Origin of the sequence: Streptomyces sp. NPDC059037, from assembly GCF_042740015.1 — a bacterium.
Taxonomy (GTDB): domain Bacteria; phylum Actinomycetota; class Actinomycetes; order Streptomycetales; family Streptomycetaceae; genus Streptomyces.
Genome location: NZ_JBHYIG010000116.1, coordinates 1 through 20,621, shown reverse-complemented (window position 1 = coordinate 20,621; position 20,621 = coordinate 1). Strand labels below are relative to the sequence as shown.

The window sequence follows — 20,621 nt, the reverse complement described above, 5'->3', positions numbered from 1 at the left end:
GGTGGCTCTGGGAGCGCCTCAGGGGCCCGAGATGGAGCCCGGGGGCCTCAGGCCCGCTCCGGGGCGCTCAGAGGGGCCGTGGAGGAATTCGGCAGTCACGACGGGCCGACCGTCGCCGAAGCGGCAGCTGACGACAAGCGGCACTGGGGCGAACGCGAATGGGGCGACGGATGAAGCGCCGCACCAAAGCCCGCGCCTGCACCGGCAAGAAACCCCACCCCGACCGAACGGCGGCACTCCGCCACATCTACGCCCTCAAACGCACCGACGGCGCCGTCCGTATGAGCCCCTACCGCTGTCCCTACTGCCGCAAATGGCACGTCGGACACCTGCCCAGACCCCGCCGCTAGTCAACCGGAGAACCGTCATGACGTCCCGAGTCTGGACCGGCGAAATCGACCGGTACCTCACCGCCGCCGGGCACGCCGGCTACCGCCTCCGCCAGGACAGCCACAACACCGCCCGCATCATCCACACCCAGCCGCACCTCGAGGTGTACGCGCGACTGCTCCAAGGACTCGGCTACCGCACCACCGTCGAACAGCCCACCGGCATCCGGCCCCTGCGCCTCCGCGTCACCCGCGCCTGAACGCCCCCGTGAGTCCGGGGGCTCCGCCTCAGTCCCGCGACGGCACCCTGGCGGCCAGGTTCGCCGCGTCGCCACCCGCGAGGACATCTGGGCAGCCGTCATCGCGGGCATCCGCACCGCCATCGCCGCCCTCTAACCCACACGCCTCCAGCCGAAAGGCCTTCCGCCATGAGCTACCGGACCACGATCAGCTACGGCACCTGGTGCAATCGCGTCAACAACTTCGAGTCCAATCCGGACTACTCGGTCGACGCCTACATCACCAACGCCGACCCCGCCTGGCTTGAGCTCCTCGACAATTCGGGCGCCCTCGAAAAGATCCGGATCGAGTACGTTCAGGCGATCAACGCAGCGCTGCCCCCGTCGATCTCCCTGTCCGGAGACGAGTTCATCGGCCCGTGGCAGCCCGAAGAGGGGGAGTTCGACGGCTACCCCACCGACGAGTCCGACGGCCTGGACTTCGCCGCCATGGTCGAGGACATCGACCTTGCGGCGATCGTGGAGCGCAACGAACCCCTCACCCTGGACGACATCGGCCGCTGGGAACTCAAGTCGAAGGCGAAGAGCCCCGCGAAGACCGCTTCGGGCGTCATGGCCAAGCTCGGCCTCAAGCCGTTCACCTACGTGGCGTGCGGCGACTCCAAGCGCCCCCAGGCCATCTACCTGGCCGGCGAAGTCCGTGCCGCGCTGGCCGCCCGGCCAGGCCGGGGCACGCGCAGCGACCTGGCAGCCGAATGACCCTGCGCCCTTCCCAGCTGCCCAAACTGCGAGCGCAGACCCTCCGGCGGCTGCGCGCCGAGTCGCTCAGCTCCTCCCGCGACGCGTTCATGCTGCCCGGCGATGACGCTCTCGTGGAACGCATGACGACGCACCTGCGGGCTGCTGCCCTGTACTGGATCAGCGACGACATTGCTCGACCCTGCCACCCGGAAGGGTCCAGGTGCTCTCGCCCTTCGGCGGCACGTGACGGGCGAGCAGTACCCGCCCGCCCTCGATGCACACGGCGTACGCCGCCAGCCGGAAACTCATTCCCCCGCACCTCCCACCGGACCCTATCCCGACGTCCGAGAGCCATTCAGCGCCATGAGCGCAGAGTGGAGCCAGATCAACTTCTTACGCCTGGAGCCACTTCAGTTCCGTGCGGTGGAGCCCAAAGAAGGGGTCAGGCGCGCATTCCGTGAAGACGATCACGCTCCTGCGCGCTGGTGACGCTCCGTCGCTTCGCGGGCATTTCCCGGGTGTGCAATGAACTGGTCGAGAGAGTGTTCCCGCACCTTGGATCGGTGCTGGTGGAGCAACTGGTGCTGAAGGAGGGCGTGTTACACGTCGTGGCGTGTACGCGAGACGGCATTCCTGCCAGATGCCCAGGTTGCGGGGCGGCGTCCGGGCGGACACACAGCCGGTACGTGCGGCACCTCGCGGACGCGCCGACCGGGGGCCACCCGGTCGTGGTCGCCTTGTCGGTGCGGCGGCTATTCTGCGACGACGCCGACTGCGGCAAGGTGACGTTCGCCGAGCAGGTCGAGGGGCTGACCTTCTTCTACGGCCGGCGCACGCCGCTGCTGCAAGCGGTGTTGCAGGCGCTCGGCGTGGTGCTGGCCGCGAGGGCGGTGGCCCGTCTGGGCCTGCTGCTCGGCATGAGGGGGAGCCGGATGACGGTGCTGCGGCTGGTCATGGCCCTGCCCGACCCGGCGGGGACCACGCCGCGGGTGCTGGGTGTTGATGATTTCGCCATCCGGCGCGGCCACCGGTACGCCACCTTGTTGATCGACTGCGAGTCGCGGCTGCCACTGGACGTACTGCCGGGCCGGGACAGCGAGGCACTGGCGGCCTGGTTGGGTGAGCACCCGGGAGTGGAAGTGGTGTGCCGGGACCGGGCTGCCTGTTACGCGAACTCTCGGGAATTGCATCAGATGGGCGAGAACCTGCAGGTCGCGAGGTCAGGGTTAGGCTTGGCGAGGACTCCATCCTCCTACAACTTGGCGTCCTGAGCTGGGAGTTTGGCGACTTGATCCCATCTGATGCAGGATTTGCCCTCTGAAGGGGAGGGTGAAAGTGGGTCTTCAGCGGCGTGCCGACCTGGCTGGGGCGGCTCATCTGGAGTTGGTCTCCGGGGTGGCCCAGCTGCGTCCGCAGGACGCGATGGTCGAGGCGATGGTGCGGGGCTGGCGGGCCCAACAGGCCGCTCGTGGACTTCGCGAGGACACGGTCACCGCCCGGGAACGACTCGTACGCCGGTTTCTGGAGTACACCAACGAATACCCGTGGGCCTGGACGCCTGGTCACGTGGATGAGTGGTCACTGTGGCTGACCAGTGAGAAGCACCTCGCGCCGTCCGCGATCCGCAGCTACCAGGGCAGCCTGCGCCTGTTCAGCGAGTTCCTGATCGACGGCCGTTACGGCTGGGCGGTGGCCTGCGAGGACGCCTTCGGCACTCACCCGGTGGCCATCTGCCACGAGTGGAACACCATCGCCCACCTCAACGACTATGAAGGGCGTCCTGAGGCGAGGCCGTTCACCCGCGAGGAGATCCAGCGGTTCCTCGACTACGCCGACGACCAGGTCGAACGGGCGGTCCGGGCCAAGCGGAAGGGTGCCCTCGCCGCCTACCGTGACGCCACTCTCTTCAAGGTCATCTATGGGTGGGGGCTTCGCCGGACCGAGACGTCGAAGCTGGATGTCGTCGACTTCGGGCGGAATGCGAAGGCTCCGCAGTTCGGTCGGTACGGCACGCTCAACGTCCGCTATGGCAAGGCCAAGAAGGGCCAGCCACCGCGTCGTCGGAACGTGCTGTCGGTGATGGACTGGGCGGTGGATGCGGTCGCCGACTACGTGGAGAACGTGCGGCCGCGGTTCGGCTGCGAAGATCACCCCGCGTTGTGGGTGACCGAGCGGGGCGGACGGGTGAAGCCGGCGGAAATCAACGCCCGGTTCGTCGCCTACCGCGACGCCCTGAAGCTTCCGAAGGCGCTGACGGTCCACTCCGCTCGCCACGCCTACGTCACCCACCTCACGGAGGACGGGGTTGACCGGCGGTTTCTGCAGCAGCAAGTCGGTCACGAGAATGACAGCTCCACCGCCATCTACACCCACGTCAGCGACGACTTCATGAACACCATGCTCCACAAGGCACTCGCGCCCGCGCTCGCCCCCACCTCCGCAGAAAAGGACCGCTGATGGCCGCGAAGCTGGACTACCACTGGCACCTGCGCAAGGTCATGGCCGACCGCGGGCTCTTCTCCACCACCGACCTGATCCCGCTCCTCGACGAACGCGGCATCACCCTGTCCTCCAGCCAGGTCTACCGGCTCGTCGTCGAGCGTCCCGAGCGGCTCAGCCTGAAGATCCTCATGTCCCTGCTCGACATCCTCGACTGCACCATGGACGACCTCATCGAGCCCGTCGCCGCAGCCGGTGCCGGAGCAACTGCCAGGACAAAGAAGGCTGTTGGCGCCGAGGCCGGTGTCGTTGACCTGCGACCCAAGCGAGCCCGCATCCGCGGCGTCGAGCGGTCGTGACCGCACCCGGGCATGCCGACCGGGCCGTCTGTGACCCGATCGGGCTGATCGTGGACCTGGTCGCGGCCGTTGAACATCAACTGGAGCCCGACCGGATCCGTGCCGTGGTCACCGGCGTCGCGGGCGGCCGCGCGAAGTCACGCCGCCTTGCAGCGCATCTGGCCGAGCATCCCCGCGTGCTGAACGATGGTCGCTCGCCGGCGCCCAGGGCCGTCGGTGACCTGCTCATCGCCCTGCGTGAGGCCGGAGCCCAGGGCATCTCGCCGCCGTGTTGCGCCGGGTGCGGCAGGCAGATGCGAACTCTCCAGCGCCGCGGCCAGGACTGGTACTGCTGGAACTGCGGGCCACAGCCCGAGCCGTGTGCTGCCTGCGGAAACACCCGCCGGGTCGCGTCACGCGACCGGGCCGGGCGGCCGCGATGCGGCAAGTGCCCGGACACCGACGGACGCGACCCCATCGCGGTGATCGCAGCCCTGATCACTGAACTGGACTCGCAGACCGGACAGGAAGTAGTCGTTGACGCGGTCCACCGATCGGCACCCCGCCCCTCCTACCAGCAGAAACTTGCCTGGGCCCTGGAAGCCAACCCCGCCCTGCTGACCGGGGACGGCCACCTCGCACCCCACCGCGCGATCCTCAAACTGATCGACCTGCTGCACCGGGCCGGCGTCGCCGGGATCGTCCGGCCCTCCTGCCCCGGCTGCCACAGAGTCGTACGCATCGACAAGCCTCTCAACGGGCAGCGGGTCTGCCGCACCTGCATCGCCCACTCCCGCATCGAGGAATGCTCACGCTGCGGAGCCCGCCGGGACCCGGCCACCCGCGACGACCACGGTCGACCGCTGTGTCCGAACTGCCTGGTCAACGACCCGGCAAACCTGGAGCTCTGCATCAACTGCGGCAGACGCAAGGTCGTGAGCACCCGCACGCCGGACGGTCCGCTCTGCTCAAGCTGCCCCGCCCTCACCATCAGGACCTGCAGCATCTGCGGCCAGAAAAGGCCCTGCGGCACCTCCCGCACAACGGGCAGGCCATGGTGCCCGGACTGTCAGCGCCGCTCGGCATCATGCTCGGCATGCGGAGGATTCGCGGCGATCGTCTCCGGCACCCTCGCCGAGCCTCTGTGCGCGGACTGCACCACATCCGAGGTCTGGCATACCTGTCCCACCTGCACCGATCCTGACTACCCGCACCCCGGCCAGTGCGCTCGCTGCCTCATCAACCGACGCCTCAACGAACTGCTGGGTCCCCCGTCCGATGCCCTTCACCCCGGCCTCGAAGCCCTCCGGCACAACATCGCCACTACTGAGCACCCCATCACCGCCAGGCGATGGCTGAACAAACCGTCCGTCTCCCCAGTCCTGTCCGACCTCGCGGCCGGCCGACGGGCCCTGACCCACGAGGCCCTCGACGAACTGCCCGGCAGTCCGCCCCTCGCCCACCTGCGCCAAGTCCTCGTCGGCGTCGGTGCCCTGCCCGAGCGCGATGAGTACATGGTCCGCCTCGAACGCTTCCTCACCGGCCTTCTCACATCCCACCAGGACCCCGAACAACGCAAAATCCTGCACCGGTACGCGATCTGGCACCTGGTCCGGCGGCTTCGCCGGCGCAACAACGGCCGCCCCATCACCCCGCAGCAGTTCATATCTGCACGTCAACGCACCCACGCGGCCGTCGCTTTCCTGAACTGGTTGACGGCCCACGACCTCGCACTGGAGACCTGTCGGCAGGCCGATCTCGACCAGTGGCTCACCGATGACTCCGCCACCTACCGCCAGACGGCCGGGCACTTCATCCGCTGGGCTCGCACCAACAAACTCACCGCCGTCCACGTCCCCGCCGTCCGCTGGAGCGGCCCCACGCAGCCACTCGACGACGAACACCGCTGGAACGTCGCACGCCAGCTCCTGCACGACGACACCCTCAAGCCCGAAGACCGCCTCGCCGGGCTGCTTCTCCTCCTCTACGCCCAAGGCCTATCGGCGATCCACCGGTTGACCACCGAGGACGTCGAGGTCGGTGCTCAGGAAGTACGTCTCCACCTCGGCAACGCACCCGTCCACCTGCCCGAGCCCGTCGCCGGACTGGCCCGGGTCGTCGCTGCGAACCGGAAGGGCCACGCGACCATCGGGGCCCTGGCGCCGTCTCCATGGCTCTTCCCCGGCGGCCAGCCCGGACGACCGATCAGCACCACACAGTTGACCCAGCGCCTCAATCAGCTCGGGATCCGGCCCAACCAGGCCCGCAGCACCGCGCTCTTCCAGCTCGCCACCGAGATTCCTGCCGCGATCCTCGCCCGCACCCTGGGCATCCACACCGACGTCGCCGTCGCCTGGCAACGACTCTCCGCCGGTGACTGGGCCAACTACGCCGCCGAGGTCAGCCGCCGGGCCCAAGGACCTTGATCACGGCGGGCATGTCAGACCCCTCTGACATGCTCCCTCTCATGTCGCACGAACCCGCCCTCGACCTTGTCCAGATCACCGACCCGCACAACGTCACCCCGGAACTCCGGCAAGAGCTGATCGACTGCTGGATCGCTGTCACCAACGCGGGCGGCGCCGCCGGATTCCCTTTCCCGCCTGTCGCTGATCACGACGTCACGCCTGTCGCGGACAAGCTCCTCAGCCGACTCGACCCGCAGCAGAGTCGACTCCTCATCGCCAAGGCCGACGGCGTCCTCGCCGGATGGGTCATCCTCAACCGCGACCCCTACCGGCTCATCGGGCACTGGGGCACCATTCACCACCTCCAGACCCACCCCGACTGGCGCGGGCGAGGCATCGGCGCCGCCCTCGTCCACGAACTCCAGAAGATCGCCCGAGATGAGCTGGGGCTGGAACAGCTGCATCTCGCCGCCAGGGGAGGCGAGGGGCTGGAGGACTTCTACGGCCGGCTCGGATGGCGCGAGGTCGGCCGCTGGCCCGGGGCCCTCCGGCTCGCCCCCGACGACGTCCGAGACGAGGTTCTCATGGTCCTCGCCCCTCTCTGATCACAGAGGCATTCGGACAGTTCCAATTCCCGACGTCACCATTAACGGCGCCCGCGAAGGCGCCCCGGAAGCGGCCCACTGTGCTGATCGGTGGCATGTCTGGCACAACCTGGGTGAGGCCGTCGAGCGCCTGGTCAACCAGCACCGAGCCGCGTTGCGCGATGCCGTCGCCAAGCATCCTGCCGAAGAAGTCGACCCGAACCAGCAGCCCGGACAGTCGACGGACGAGGTGCCGCGCAGAGTACCGGAGGGGCGTTTCACCAACCGGGCCCGTGACACCCACACCGCGGTCCAGGCCGAACTGGCTCACGGATACAGCCTCCGGGAGATCGCCCGTCGGCTGCGGATGACCCGCAAGACGGTGACCAAGTACGCGCGGGCCGCCACACCGGAGTCCCTCTTCCGTGACCAGTGGCAGAACCGCGCCACCATCCTCGACCCCTTCAAGCCCTACCTCTGCCAGCGGTGGAGCGATGGCTGCACCAAGGCGAACCGGCTCTACGACGAGATCAAAGAGCTTGGCTTCAAGGGCAGTTACAGCACCGTCTGCCACTTCCTCCTCCCGCTGCGCGAAGGCCGCCCGCCGTCTCCACTGCCGCCGTCCCCGCGCACGGCCACCCGATGGATCATGAGCCACCCCGACCACCTGCACGAGGACAACCACCAGTACCTCAAGAGACTCCTGGAACTGTCCCCGGAGCTGGCCTCCGCCACTGCCCACGTCCGCGCGTTCGCGACCTTGATGGACCAACGTGATGGCGCCCGGCTCCCTGATTGGATCGCCGCGGTCCGCGCCGATCCCGCCTGCGGCCTGAGCTCCTTCGCCACCGGCCTCGAAACCGACCAAGACGCTGTGGTCTACGGGCTGAGCACCAAGTGGAGTTCCGGGCCGGTCGAGGGCAGAGTCAACGACCTCAAGGCCCTCAAGCGAGCCATGTTCGGCCGCGCTGGCCTCCCACTCCTGCGCAAGAGACTGCTGCTGATCGCCTCAAGCCGCCGACCACTCACCGTGACCGGGGCAACGACGTCATGATCGTCTTCACGGAATGCGTGCCTGACCCCAACCCCACCTGTCGGCGTACACCGGAACGTGGCCCTGGCAAGAAAGCCCCGTACCCCGACACCACCCCGCTCCGCTGGGACCTGAACGACGTCCTGTGGGGTGACACCGTCACTGTCCTGCTCCCCGGCCCGAACAGCGAGCCGTACTGGCTGGAGTTGGACCCGGAGCGCGCGACCGTGCTCCGCGAAGACCTGACCGGCCCCGAGGCGAGGAGGTGCGGGCCGAGCCCGAGCCAAGCACTCGCCCGTGTCTGGGCGAGTCGTCTACCGCCTACCCACACCACACACGCAGGCCGCACGTGCAGATGACACGGGCGGCCTGCTCCGATCGTGCTCGCCCGACCTGGAGATGACATGACCCAGCCCGACTCGACCGAGACTGCCCACCATCTCCCCGCCGACTGGCCTCCGGCCGTGCGAGACGCGTTCTGGACTGCCGTGAACACACCGACCCACGGCGAGTCGGCCGCCGCCATGCTGGCCTTCGTGCAGATGCTGGCCCCGCAGCCGCTCGTCTCGTCCGACCTCCGCGACCGCATCACCGAAGCCCTGTACACCACCCGCCGCACCGACTACGAGGGCGCCGCGAACCACCGCGAGCACCGGTACGACGCCCGCTGCGCCCTGTGTGCTGGAGACGTGGACGCGCTCACCGCTGCACTGCTGGCCGTGTTGCCTGACCGAGCCGCCGAACTGCTTCAGGCGCAGGCCGAGGCGCACCAGTACAGGACCGCCTTGCAGGGGGCAGCGCGCCGAAGCGCAGCGCTCCCCGACCCGGCCGCCAACCGGGTCGCGATCCTCACCGAAGCCGCCGACGGCTTCGACCGGCACGCCGAGCAGGCCCTGGACGGGGTCGGGAACAATGCCGCCTTCGCGGCCAAGGCACTCAGGGACCAGGCCGCGGTATGGCTGGAGGGAGCTGAGATGCTGCGTCGCATGGCCGCCGAGGCGCAGCCCACCACCAAGCCCGAGGCGTCGGCAGCCATCCGCAGGAAGCTCCGGAAGTGGGCCTACGCCGCAGGGCACATCGAGTCGGAGCTGGACGGCGCAGTCCCGCGCAGTGACCTTGTTGAGCCTCTGATGAACAGCACCGATCCCCGAGCCGTCCAGTTCGCCGAGTCCCGCTACCGTAACGGCTACGGGCCGACCGTCGCCGAATCCTGGGACGAACTCCGTCCAAGCACCCGTCAGTTGCTCGTCAGCGAGGCCGAGTCATGGCTGGGCGCCGCCGTCGCCGCCGGACTTATGCCGCCCGCCGCCCCGACCGCCGAGGGCCTCGCGGCCGCCGACGACCCGACGCATCTCCGCTGGGGCCTGGACGACGTCCTGTGGGGCGACGATGACACCGTGATTGTCCTCATGTCCGACGAGGAGCGGCGCCCGTACTGGCTGGAGCTCGACCCCGACCGAGCGACCGTACTCCGCCGAAACCTCGCCGGACCCGACAGGGAACCGGCCGACGAGGAGAACGGGCGCCGGCCGTGCGGCCACGACGATTACCACGACTCCCACGAGTGGCACGACCGGCCCGGCGTGTGGTGCCCCGGCATCGGCGCCGACTGACCGTGACCACCGAATGATGCAGCCCCGCCGCTGCCGGAAGGAGATCCGCAGCAGGTCTTTCGGATGACGTGGCCTCGAATCGATAGGCGATCCCGAATGGCCTGACAGGGGGCGAGTTGAGGGAGAGGGAATCGGGTGAGACACGGGTATTGCGCTGCAAGGCAGCGCCGGGGGTCTCACTGCCGAATCCATCACATCTTCCCGGGGGAGACCGCCATGCCCGAGCGCACCGAGCACGCCCTGCTCTACATCAAGTATGTCGACGACGCCCTTGCCGAGCAGGGTGTCGCCGCAGTCGAAGGCGCGATCTCCGGCATCAGCCTGAGGATCCTGGCGCGGGCTCTACCTGACGGCCGGACGTCCGTCGCCGTCTCGCTCTACAAGCGCGTGCACCGCATGCGCGCCTCGGGCAAGGCATTCCACTACTGGACCTCCGAGAAGCTCACGTCGATGGCCCGCACGAAGAAGGACCTCGTCGTCCTGCGCGACATCGACCGCCGCACCGGCAAATCCACCACCCGGCATGTCTTCTCCGAAACCGTGATAGAGCCCTGGATCCACGGGCTGTCCTGGACACTGCAGCAGTGGATGCGCAGCAACCCGCAGGCCCGACGGCTCGAAGGACCGGAGCCTGAGGGAGTCGACAACGCCGTGGACCAGGCGATCGCCGCGATCCGTGAACACATCGGCGAGCTGCCGAACTGGAACGACCGCTTCCCGCTGCTCAAGGACGACCGTCAGGATCGCCCGGCCTCCACCTACCTGCCCTATCTCGATGCCCACGACCATGCGCAGGTCGCGAAAGACCTCTTCGGCGTGCGCGCCTACCGTAGGCCGCTGGCCCGCGAGGTGAAGCGTCTGGACATCAGCACCCTGAGCTGGTTCGCCATGTTCCGCGGGTTGGTGCCCGTGGACTGGCTCATCGACGCAATGGGCACCACGAAAACAGCCGGTGGCCGCGACCTGATGCGCCAGCCGTCGCTCACATCCCTGCAGCGGCGAGGCATCCGCTCGATCCTGCGCCGGACTCCGCAGCCGGTGCTGCGACGGATCCTCAAGGAGCCCGTCCACCAGGCGCGGCGCACGCTGGCCGATGCAGCCAACTGCACGGCTCACCGTTTGGCCGTCACCCGTGACCTCAACCTCCTTCCGGAGATCATCGCTGCCCGCGGGCAGCGCCGGGTCCGCGGCTCCCGTGACCTCGAGCACCTGGTTCGGAACCTGCCCGCAATCGAGCGCTGGCACGACCCCCGGGGCCGCACGGCCCAGCGCGTCATACAGGAGGAGATCTGCGCCCTTCGCGAGATGGAGCACTACAACCGCGAGAGCCGGCTGCTTCCCGAGGGCACGGCCCAGGTCGCCGACTGGGAGCTCTGGAAGGACGAGGCGTTCCGCATGCAGGCGTTGGGTCTGATCGAGGACCGTCGGCGCGAGCTGCTGGCTGCCCGCGATCGTGAGCGCTACGAACGCGAGGAGGCCCGCCGCCTCAAGCGGATCGCGAAGCAGGCCCAGCGCCACCAATGGGCACTGCAGACGACCGCACTGCTGGATGGTCGGGAAGCAGCCCCTGGTCTGAGCCTCGTCGTTGCCCGTGATGCCAAGACGCTCTCCCGCTGGGGTGCGATGCTCAACAACTGCATCGGCGCGTACGCCGGTGAGCTGGAGCTGGATGTGTTTGCTGCGGTCTGCGATGCGGACGGCCGCGTGCGTCTGAACCTGCAGATCACGCAGTCGCATGGCGTAGAGCAGATCCTCGGGAAGTACAACCGCGACGCCGTGCGTGAGCTCGGCGAAGCGGCCCAGCAGATCGTCGACGGGCTGGTCGTCATGGAAGTCAGCTTCCATTCGGATGCTTTGGGCATGGACGGGCTGCGACTGCCCCAGAGGACTCACTGACGCCAAATCTCTACAAGGACCCCGCTTTGGTGCCCCGGCATCAGGTCGGGGTCCTTCTCTTGCTTCCCGGAATGCCGGAGGAGCACGTGGACTGCAGGGAATCTCCTTTCTGGGCTCCTGCCGCTCTGTAATCTCTGTAATCAGCACAGCTGATCCGGGAGACGACTCGCAGGTATGAACCCATGAGACGTCAGGAGTGACCACCGTGGCCCATTACAGTCAGGTGCCCATGTTCACCGACACCCTCGGATTCCTCTCGAACTTCGATGAGGCGCCCTTCTTCGTCCCGCAGCTGGGACGCGAAGCTGCCTCCGGTGAACACGCATTCAACGCGCTGAAGACCCTCGATTCCGCTGAGCAGAACCACGTGCTCAGTGCTCCGACTCCCGGCGAAAGCAAGCGGCGGGGTCGCCGGGTGACGCTGCGCCCCGGCTGGAACACCGGAATGCGCGTCTGGGCCATGCAGCGTGTGCTCATGGCCAAGTTCGCAGTCCCCGGCCTGAGCCAGCGGCTCGGCGCCACCGGTGACCTGATGCTCGTCGAGACGAATCACTGGCATGACCAGTTCTGGGGCTCGTGCTTTTGTCCGAAGCACGAGCAGGTCCCAGGCGCGAACATGCTCGGCGAGTTGCTGATGGCCATTCGCGCACACCACAGCTGACGGTCAGTTGTCCCACCGGAGGCCCTCCCCCGGCAGAGCGTCATGCTCCGCTGCGGGGAGGGCTTCCTTTTTCACTTCCCGCTCTGATGCTGCAGACAGTGCAGCGAAGACCCCGCCGCCCGGAGCACTTGCTCCGACGGTGGGGTCTCTTTTTCCGCGGCCCTGCGTGTGCCTACGGCCTGAACCACACCGGGGGTTGACCGTCGTACCTGCCTTGAAGAAGAACTCTTGGGGGACCTCGCCGATGCATCGCGGCGCGGCGTCGCTGGCGAAGTCGGGGAGAGAAGTTCGTTCCTGCGTGATCGTCATCGTTGCACCTCCAGAGCATCAGCGGGCTTCCCGGTGGACCCTTGCAGCGTCGTGCCCAGGAGCCGCTGTGATCCACGGGTGGCCCGGACCAGGCGGAGCGGAGATGACGGCCTTGCCGGTGGATTCACGGTGCTGGAGGGCTTCAACGGCCCCGGATGTGAGCTTGCTGATTTCCATGCTCAGTTCTCTACCTTCTCCTTCGCATGGTCCTCGACCTGGGCGGCCCTGTCGGCGTGCTCGGCCTCTTCGACCTGGTTGTCCTTGACGGGGTAGACACGCCCATCAGCGGAGCGGTAGAGCGTCCCGGCCTCGATCAGCGGCAGCACCCGAGCGGGGCTGACCATGAGTCCGGCGTGCGCGAACTTGTCGCCGTCGCGCTGCCACAGCAGACCAACGGCGGCAATCTCGATGATCTCGGCATCGGTGCCCGGGGTGGCGGTGGGTAAGAACTCGCGGGAGACGTGGAGGGGTTCGCCGCCGTCGGCTTGGTCGTTGTCCTCGTCGGGGGTGACGTCGTCGCCCGCGAACGTCACAGCGTCGAGTACCCACGCGCGGGCCTCGGACATCGCCTTGAGTTCGGTTCGGTCCCCCTTTCCGTCGAGCGTGCCGCCTGTGGAGAACTCCCAGCCGTCCGGCGTCCACTTCCACAGCATCCGCACGCCCCGGCCGCGCTCCTCGTTCACGTCGTGGGTTTGCACCACGGCTGCACTCGCGGGGTGGAGCAGGGTGCGCGAGGTCCACCGGCCGGACTTCTCGGCCTGGGAGATCAGCGTGACCGCTTCCGCCGGGAGCTGCTTGGACTCCCCATCGAGGCGGGCCGCCTTCTCCTCGGTCGCCGCCTTCTCGGCCTTCTCGGCCTCCTCGTCCACCGAGGTTTCCCCCGGCCAGTACTGACGAGCAGACAGCAGCCGGTACGGCTGCCCCTTAACGTCGTCGTGGGCGGTGTCGGTCTCCGGCTCGGTGACGGCCTCAGCCTTCATCACCCGGGACCACAGGCGGTAAGCCCGCTCCCCATCCTCTGTAAGGCCGAAGGCGCGCACGCCCGGCGCCACGGCGAACACCTTCACGTACCCGGCCGACCACAGCGCCGGGACACGGCCCCGCTTGATACGGGCCGCCACGTCGGCACGGTCCGGGCTGACGTCGTACGCCTTAAACCCCCCGCGCGTCTCCCTGACCTTGCCCTCACGGATCCAGCCCAGCGCCCGCCACTGGTCGCGGGAGAAGCTTAGGGCAGCGGCCTGCTCGATCTCGGCCGGTGTGACCACGCCCTCATCACGGCGCGCGTGGTCGTCGGCGTGCAGCTGGGCGGCGAGCTCGGCGTCGGCCCGGTTGTCGAACTGCATCGCCGCGCTCTCGTACTCGGTTCCGTCGCCGAACTTGTCCACCCACACAGTCACGGGGGCGTGCCGGGTGCATTCGACACCCCAACGGGTCTCCGCCAGGTCGAACGCGGCGGCTCGGGCGAACGCCTCACCAACGGCCATCGGCTCGGGGGCGTTACCGTCGTCGGTCGCGGCTGGCTCGGGGGTGGAGGCAGCGACCGGGGCGGCCACCGGCTCACCATCGGCGTGCCTGCGGACGATGTCCCGGACGTCTTCAACGAACAACTCGCCGTCGATCACGGACGGGCTACCGATCCGGTCGCCGTTCGGGGCGACGATCACCCACGGCCACACCTTGCGATCCTCATGAACCACCGTGTACGCCTCGCCGCGCGTGATCGCGTTCCACAGGCCGTCAGTGATCCGCTTCACCGTGATCCGCCGCTTACCCACCGTCCCCCCGAGTCCTTCCGTGTCGCTGCTGATCTGCTGTGTGTTCGTGTTCGTGCTGCCTGGCGGGAGAGCGGGGAAGTCCTCGATCCCCCGCGCTGCCAGCTCCCGGCACTCCCCGCACCGCCACTCCATCGGCCACACCCCCCGGCAGCACCGGCGCGGCGCCCTGGCCTCAGCTTTCCGGGCTGCCTCACGCCGGGCCTCCCGGCGGTCCCGGATCCGCGCCCGCCGCATCAGCGCCTCGGTGCGCTTGCGCGTCCTCTCCGCCTCGACAGCAGCCCGCTCCGCGCCCTTCCGGGCGACGGCCAGGCGGCGGCGTTCCTCACCGCCCCCGGGGAGCACCGGCAAGGCGTGCGCGTCCTGCCCGGCGTGGCTGTCCCACTGGCGGGCACGGCGGGCCTTGCGAACCGACGCCATGACGTCGGCCTCATCGCGCAGCACGCCCGGCCCGGCAGCCTCGGCAAGCCTGAACGCCTCGTGTCCGTCCTCCGTCGCCACGACCAGACCCGAGGCATGACGCGCGAGGTATCCGCAGCGGGCGAGTAGCCGCACTCGCTCACCCTTGACCCGCCGCCCTGTACGGTCGTCCGCGTCGACCGCGCGGAACCCGGAACCGTCGGCCCTCAGGCCACCAGCGACAGCCAGCCGCACCGTGTCCACGAACGCGGCGCACCAGCCGACAGCGGCCATGGTCCGCGCGGCGTCGCTATCCGGGCCCTGCGAGCCGGCCGCGGCCTGGGGGCTAGCGACCAGCGCCAGCCGGGGGCAGGAGGCCGCCCCGAAGGGGGCGGCCGTCGCCTTGCGGTGTGCCAGGGCGGCGGCCTCGGCGACCATGACGGCCGCCTGCTCCCGCTGCTCCTCGGCCAGCTCACGCCCCGGCAGGGGAGCGATCCGCTCGCACTCCACGACGCTCGCCGCCTCGGCCGTCTCCTGCTCGGCTATCAGGGCGGCCACCTCGCGCGCATAGTGCCGAATGAGCTTCCGACCGTCGGCCGTGCCGTGGGCGTGCCCGATGATCGGCGCGGAGACAGCCGACCCGCGCCAGGCCGGAGCGTCGTCGCTCTCGATGTCAGAGAGATCGGTTCGTTCTTGCGTGATCGTCATCGCTACACCTCCAGAGCAGCAGCGGGTTTTTCGGTGGTCTCCTGAGGTGACACGCTGATCAGCCGCCGTGATCCATTGACCGCCCGGGCCACCCTGAGCTTCGAGCTCCAGTTGCCCAGGACATGAGCGGGAGTGGGCCACGCGTCGAACGTCTCCAGCGTGAGGATGTCGCGACGGCGCACCACCGTGGGGATGTGCAGCAGCGTCAGATGGACGTAGATCATGTGCATGGCCTGCGGCGCTATGTCCTCCGCCGTCACGTGCAGCTGAGTCTGCGGATTCAGGCCGTGCTCCAGCATCGCCTGCGACAGGGCGATGATGAACGCGCCCGCGCCGCAGGTGGGCTCGTATAGATCCGCGAAACCGCGAGTGCTCACCTGCTCGACTACCGAACCGATCTGCATCTCGGCCATCAGCTGGGCGATGTCGTAGGGCGTGTAGTACTGGCCGAGCCGCTCGTTGCCGAGCTCCAACTCCATGTAGAGGCGGCCAAGCACATCACAGGGATCGCGCTCCATCTCCGTGGTCACCAGCGTCAAGGCGAGCGCGAAGCGATCCAGCTCTGTTCTGCTGTAGCCGCCGGCGATCTGGAGGTACTGCCCTTCGCGCGCTTCCCAGGACACGCTCCCGCGGACGTCCACGGCGTTGCGCAGAGCCAGCGCCGCCATCTCGGCGAAGTTGTCGAAGACTTCACTCATCCGCTTCGCGCTGGTGTTCGCCGACAGCAGCTTCACGATCTCGTGGTAGCCGCTCATACGTCCGGCACCACAATGGCCGGAGCCTCTGAGGTCCGGGTGACACTCGCTGCTGATTCCGCAGAAGGCTGTGAGCCGTCCTTCTTCGTTTGCTCGGCGAGGATCTGTTTCACCTGCCCGGCCGGTGCCTGTGTCGCCAGGGCGATATCGCGCCGCGTGGTACGTCGCAGGGCAAGGGAGTGCACCGCGGCACGCAGGGCCTGTTGGCGGGTGTCGTCGGCGGCCCGGAGCGTCTCCAGTTCCGGTGTCACCGGGGTGAGCGTGACCGCGGCCCTCACGCCGACGAGTTCGAGCCCCTCCACGGCGTTCGCCTCCGCCGCCCTCAGCGTCCGCCCGTGTGCGTAAACACCGTGCTCGGCAAGGTAAGCCACCCAGGTCCGGCCGCGCCGGTGGGCCTGGCCCATGATGATCTCACTCACTCCACGCTCCCCATGTCCTTGATGACCTGCTGGACGACGGTGTCCGGCACCGGGGTGGGCAGGGCGATCTGCCGGCTCCCGATCCGGTACAGCGTGTGCGTGGCATTGCTGCTGACTGCGGTGACGGTGAGCCCGTGCCTGGAGGCCGCGGTACGGATCCGCAGTAGCGGGCCGCCTTCGACGCCCGCGCGCAGTCCCGCGGTGACCTCCTGGGCCTGCATCCACTCCTCCAGGCTCACCACCGGCTTGTGTACGGCCTTCGGCGACCACACCCACTGGGAAATGGGGTTGCGCCGTGAGAACCCGGCGCGGCCGGTGCGGTTCGCCCGCCGGTTGTACACCTGATATCCGGTCAGCTTCGGGTTCGCGGCCAGACCCTCGACCCTGTTGTAGGTCCACTCACCCTCGATCGGATACCGGTCGGGCTCCGCCTTGAGGATCGCGACGATATCCGCGCCCTTCAGGTGTTCCTCGCGTCGGAGGCGGCACAGCTCCCGGGCGGCGTCGAATCGGCGCTCGTCGGGGTGCGGGACGAGTTTCCTCTTCGGCCGCATCTCACCGAACCGGCCCTGCCCCCGCACTGGGGCATCCTCGTCGACCACCGCAACATAAGGGTAGGGCGGGTAGCCGTGGTTCCAGCCGTTGATCGCGTGCTGGTACTGGCCGCCCATCGACATCTCGATCATGGTCGCCCGGTAGATCTCCGCCTCGGCCTGCCCGTACCTGCGGGTGCGCAGCCGGCCGGACTCGGTTCCTCCCGTCGGCTCGTTGGCGTACACAACCTCTGCTCCGAGGCGCTCCAGTTCGTGCTCCACCGTGAGGCTGGTCAGCATGGCGCGTGCCACGCGGTCGGACCTCTCGGCCAGCACATGCGTGACACCCATCTGCTCCGCGCGGTCCACGAGGTCCTGGAGGCCGCCGTCCCGGGGCGTCGGCACACCGAGCCCGTCGTACATCTCCTGTGATCCCAGGCCCCTCAAGCGCGCGGGCAACATCCCGGATTCGACATCCCAGAAGTGCGCTACGAACTCTTCGCCCGGGTCCAGGCGTTCGGCGGCGAGGACGACCTGCCGCGGGATGGACGAAGCGGGAAGCTGCAGGTCCTTGGTGGAGACACGGCCGAGGAACACCGCGCGGCGGGGACGCACGTCGGTCTGCCGGTAGTTCGGCAGGTGGCTGAGGTCGATGGGCGGGACGAACGGGTTGCTCATCACGGTCCTACGGCTCGGAGCGGACAGGGTGCTCTGTAGGGCCCGGCGGCCGCCGGGGAACGTTCACCGCGCGGTGTTCCACCAGACCTCGCGCATGTCGGCTTCATCGCGGCTCGCGCGCACCGGCCGCCCCTGCCGCCGGCCACAGGAGTCTCCAGCGGCTCACACATCAGGCCGTCCCCTTAGCGCGCTTGCCCGTGGGGTTCGCGGCGAGGGACTGCTGCTCGACGTGGCGCGCCGCGATGTACAGGCCCTCGCGATTCAGGTGCCGCGAGTAGCTCGAGTCGAGGTAGAGCACGGGCACGTCGCCTGCGGCCTTCAGCAGCGCCGGGTGCAGCAGGTGCTTGATCGGCCCCGAGCCGCCGCCGTAGACGTAGACGACCTCGGTCGTCGCGCCGGCCTGGGAGAGGACGTCACCGAAGGAGGAGACGATCTCGTCGACCAGGTAGCTCGCCTCGTCCTCGACGAAGCCGCCGGAACGCTGGTGGCGGTTCTTCACCAGCACCGACGGCTCCGCGTGGAGAAAGTCCGCCAGCTGCTTGCGCGAGGAGAACTGCAGCGTGGTGTCCGACTCGCTCATGCGTTCCATGGCGTTCATCAGCGCGGTGCCGTAGCCCTCGTCGAGCGTGGCCGCCGCCTCCGGGTTGAACCGGCCGTCGGTGAAGACCGGAAAGTTCACGGTGCCTTCGCCGACGTCGACGCCGATAGTGTTCTGCACCGCCACCAGATCGGAGGCCGAGACGCCCTCCACGAGGGAGGCGTCGCGCGTGCGCAGATCATCGAGAAGAGCCTGGGCCAGCGGCTCGCCCTTGTCGGTGATGGCGAACTGCGCAGAGGCACCCTCGGCCATCACCTGGACGTCGACGAACTGCAGGCGCACCGAGACCGGGGTACTGAAGTTCTTGATTGTCACCAGGTGCACCGCGGGGTCGGAGTTGCCCAGCAGGCCGATGAACTCGGCGGCGTAGGCGTGGCGGCGCGCGACGAACTCGGAGATCGGCAGCGCAAGGCCGGCGCGCACCTGCACGCGCAGCTCGTGATCGGGCAGCGCGCCGTTCTCGCGGACGTAGTCGCGCAGGGCCTTCGAGGCGAAGACGCCCAGGACCAGAACCTTGCTCAGCTCCTGATCGGCCTTGGAGTGCTTGCCCAGCACCTCGAACTCGGTGAACTTCGAACCACGCACAGATAGCGCTGCGCGGCCGAAGATCCGGCGGTCCGAAGCCGCCACCAGGGGAGTGGTGAGCGAGCAGTCGATCTGATTGTAGAAGTCGCCGGCCAGTACGGAGGCCGCATCCGCGTCAGGGAGAGGCACCTTCGGCGAGGTACGGGAAGTTGAGACGACCGCGCTGGGCAGATCGATCTCGTCGAAAGTCCCCTGCTTCGTGTTCTGGATGACGCCCTTGACGTAGCCGTTGCCCACGTCGATGCCGCCGGTGAGCGTGATGATGTCGGTGCTGTTGGCGCTCATGAATTCGATCCCTCGGTGTCTGTGTTGTCTGCCTGGAAAATGAAATTCACCGCGTCACTCAGCGCCGAGTACTCGCCATGATTTCGTCGATGGATGCCTGCTTCGGCGGCTCCGGCGGTGGGCTGGGGGCGCTTGCCGCGGGCTCCTCGGCCGCCTCAACCGGTGCGGGAGCTGGCTCGGGCCGGGTTTCCGGCGCTGGTGCTGCGGTCTCGACGATGTTGGCGTGGTCGGTGACCACGGGTTGCGGCTGCGGCTGCGGCTGCGGCTGAACCGGCAGGGCGGCTGGACGGCGCTCGGTTGTTGCTTCGTCGTCCTCGCGCTGCTCGGTGCTCTCCAGCGGCGGCCGGCCACGACGCGGCAGTTGATCGACGGGCTTGTAGAAGACGTCGATGTACCCGTCACGCTGAATGGACTCCCGAATGAGCAGTCGAATCGACTGCGAGATGTCCGCCTGCTCATTGAGCCACTCGATCACCGAGGTATCGGCAGCAGGTACGGTCCAGCGGACCTTGCGAGGTTCACCCGACTGATTCGCCATCGCACTCACCTCGCCCTGCCACTCGATCATGCACCCCATCCGGTCGGTCGCCGGATGTCTCTCGCTCTGCCATATGGACTCACCGCCTCTCGCGTTTCTCCTCGCATGCGAACCGATGCAAGTTCACTCTAGAGTCCCTATCGAGTCTCATGCAAGTCGCATTCGATACGCAAGAGGGGCACTATTTGAGTATCTGTCAAGTACCGGCTGAGACACTTGTGAGACACCCCCGTACCTTTACCTGGGGCGGCCGCACGCAGGCCGTCGGCACCGTGCGGCTCTGCGCCCCACCTGTGACGCGGCAGGTGCTCACGCGGGACACCTGCGAGACACCCGCGGTCACAGCACTGATCCCGAGGAGCCGCATTGGAGTACGAATGAGGCCCCATTGGCGTCCCGGTGGTGTCTCCTGTGAGACGCCACCCGGTACCCCTGCACAGACGAGCCCTCCGAGGGCGCTGTGTGCGACGCCGGTGCGGCACTATCTGGGCGCGCACGAGACGCCATGAGGACGTGTGTGGGACTCTGAGAGGCCCATCAGTGGCAGGCGGTGTCTTATTGGTGATCCAGTCGAGTACCCTGTGTGTCCCAATAAGTCACCTTGGAGACGCGTGGGTGACGCTGTTTCATAGGATCGAAAGGCCTGTCTGCGCCCGTTGCCGAAGCCCGCCGACCGGCGTAGGGCAACCCACCCCGGTGCGGGGGCGGGGGCTGATAAACAAACCCCCCCGTGTAACCAAGGGGCGGTGGTGGTGGGG

17 protein-coding genes and 1 pseudogene are annotated in these 20,621 nt (G+C 68.2%); 11 read left to right on the top strand and 7 right to left on the bottom strand.

Annotation, left to right across the window (positions count from 1 at the left end):
• Positions 1 to 367: 367 nt before the first annotated feature.
• Entirely contained in the window at positions 368 to 589 is a 222-nt protein-coding gene (locus tag ACFWY6_RS23505) for a hypothetical protein (protein WP_384693604.1), read from the top strand.
• Positions 590 to 757: 168 nt separating this feature from the next.
• Positions 758 to 1,327 (top strand): hypothetical protein, encoded by a 570-nt coding sequence (locus ACFWY6_RS23500; RefSeq protein WP_384693601.1) that lies wholly within the window; start codon positions 758 to 760, stop codon positions 1,325 to 1,327.
• Positions 1,328 to 1,501: 174 nt separating this feature from the next.
• Here ACFWY6_RS23500 and ACFWY6_RS23495 read toward each other — a convergent pair.
• Positions 1,502 to 1,618 (bottom strand): annotated as a pseudogene (locus ACFWY6_RS23495) (NUDIX domain-containing protein); the annotation flags it as partial.
• A gap of 176 nt (positions 1,619 to 1,794) precedes the next feature.
• Here ACFWY6_RS23495 and ACFWY6_RS23490 point away from each other — a divergent pair.
• The 9 genes from ACFWY6_RS23490 (at position 1,795) to ACFWY6_RS23450 (ending at position 12,281) form a co-directional block, all read left to right on the top strand.
• A complete protein-coding gene (locus ACFWY6_RS23490) occupies positions 1,795 to 2,580 on the top strand; it encodes a transposase family protein (RefSeq protein WP_384693599.1) in 786 nt (261 codons plus the stop codon).
• A gap of 64 nt (positions 2,581 to 2,644) precedes the next feature.
• Positions 2,645 to 3,766 (top strand): tyrosine-type recombinase/integrase, encoded by a 1,122-nt coding sequence (locus tag ACFWY6_RS23485; protein WP_384693596.1) that lies wholly within the window; start codon positions 2,645 to 2,647, stop codon positions 3,764 to 3,766.
• On the top strand, positions 3,766 to 4,107 hold the full coding sequence (locus ACFWY6_RS23480) for a helix-turn-helix domain-containing protein (RefSeq protein WP_384693593.1): 342 nt from the start codon (positions 3,766 to 3,768) through the stop codon (positions 4,105 to 4,107). Before ACFWY6_RS23485 ends, ACFWY6_RS23480 begins: the two co-directional genes overlap by 1 nt.
• The gene (locus ACFWY6_RS23475; RefSeq protein ID WP_384693589.1) at positions 4,104 to 6,512 is read left to right on the top strand and encodes a site-specific integrase; all 2,409 of its coding nucleotides are present in this window, start codon (positions 4,104 to 4,106) and stop codon (positions 6,510 to 6,512) included. The genes ACFWY6_RS23480 and ACFWY6_RS23475 overlap by 4 nt, the downstream gene beginning before the upstream one ends.
• Before the next feature lie 41 nt (positions 6,513 to 6,553).
• Complete coding sequence (locus ACFWY6_RS23470) at positions 6,554 to 7,099, top strand: GNAT family N-acetyltransferase (protein ID WP_384693586.1); 546 nt, start codon at positions 6,554 to 6,556, stop codon at positions 7,097 to 7,099.
• 154 nt (positions 7,100 to 7,253) lie between these two features.
• Entirely contained in the window at positions 7,254 to 8,132 is an 879-nt protein-coding gene (locus tag ACFWY6_RS23465) for a transposase (protein ID WP_384693583.1), read from the top strand.
• Between the two features lie 383 nt (positions 8,133 to 8,515).
• Positions 8,516 to 9,724, top strand: a complete 1,209-nt coding sequence (locus tag ACFWY6_RS23460; RefSeq protein ID WP_384693581.1) for a hypothetical protein — start codon at positions 8,516 to 8,518, stop codon at positions 9,722 to 9,724.
• A gap of 216 nt (positions 9,725 to 9,940) precedes the next feature.
• Positions 9,941 to 11,620: a hypothetical protein gene (locus ACFWY6_RS23455; RefSeq protein ID WP_384693578.1), complete on the top strand. Its 1,680-nt coding sequence runs from the start codon at positions 9,941 to 9,943 to the stop codon at positions 11,618 to 11,620.
• A gap of 229 nt (positions 11,621 to 11,849) precedes the next feature.
• Complete coding sequence (locus tag ACFWY6_RS23450; RefSeq protein WP_384693576.1) at positions 11,850 to 12,281, top strand: NADAR family protein; 432 nt, start codon at positions 11,850 to 11,852, stop codon at positions 12,279 to 12,281.
• A 488-nt stretch (positions 12,282 to 12,769) separates the two neighbouring features.
• Here the strand turns inward: ACFWY6_RS23450 and ACFWY6_RS23445 are convergent, their stop codons facing one another.
• The 6 genes from ACFWY6_RS23445 to ACFWY6_RS23420 all read right to left on the bottom strand — a co-directional run bounded on the left by ACFWY6_RS23445 (position 12,770) and on the right by ACFWY6_RS23420 (position 19,893).
• A complete protein-coding gene (locus ACFWY6_RS23445) occupies positions 12,770 to 15,472 on the bottom strand; it encodes a hypothetical protein (RefSeq protein ID WP_384693573.1) in 2,703 nt (900 codons plus the stop codon).
• A 2-nt stretch (positions 15,473 to 15,474) separates the two neighbouring features.
• The gene (locus ACFWY6_RS23440; protein ID WP_384693570.1) at positions 15,475 to 16,227 is read right to left on the bottom strand and encodes an N-6 DNA methylase; all 753 of its coding nucleotides are present in this window, start codon (positions 16,225 to 16,227) and stop codon (positions 15,475 to 15,477) included.
• Complete coding sequence (locus tag ACFWY6_RS23435; protein WP_384693568.1) at positions 16,224 to 16,646, bottom strand: hypothetical protein; 423 nt, start codon at positions 16,644 to 16,646, stop codon at positions 16,224 to 16,226. The genes ACFWY6_RS23440 and ACFWY6_RS23435 overlap by 4 nt, the downstream gene beginning before the upstream one ends.
• Positions 16,643 to 17,857 carry a recombinase family protein gene (locus ACFWY6_RS23430; protein ID WP_384693565.1) on the bottom strand — a complete coding sequence of 405 codons (1,215 nt, stop codon included), beginning with the start codon at positions 17,855 to 17,857 and terminating at the stop codon, positions 16,643 to 16,645. The genes ACFWY6_RS23435 and ACFWY6_RS23430 overlap by 4 nt, the downstream gene beginning before the upstream one ends.
• Before the next feature lie 169 nt (positions 17,858 to 18,026).
• Positions 18,027 to 19,325: a hypothetical protein gene (locus ACFWY6_RS23425; RefSeq protein ID WP_384693563.1), complete on the bottom strand. Its 1,299-nt coding sequence runs from the start codon at positions 19,323 to 19,325 to the stop codon at positions 18,027 to 18,029.
• A 58-nt stretch (positions 19,326 to 19,383) separates the two neighbouring features.
• The gene (locus tag ACFWY6_RS23420; protein ID WP_384693560.1) at positions 19,384 to 19,893 is read right to left on the bottom strand and encodes a hypothetical protein; all 510 of its coding nucleotides are present in this window, start codon (positions 19,891 to 19,893) and stop codon (positions 19,384 to 19,386) included.
• Between the last annotated feature and the right edge of the window lie 728 nt (positions 19,894 to 20,621).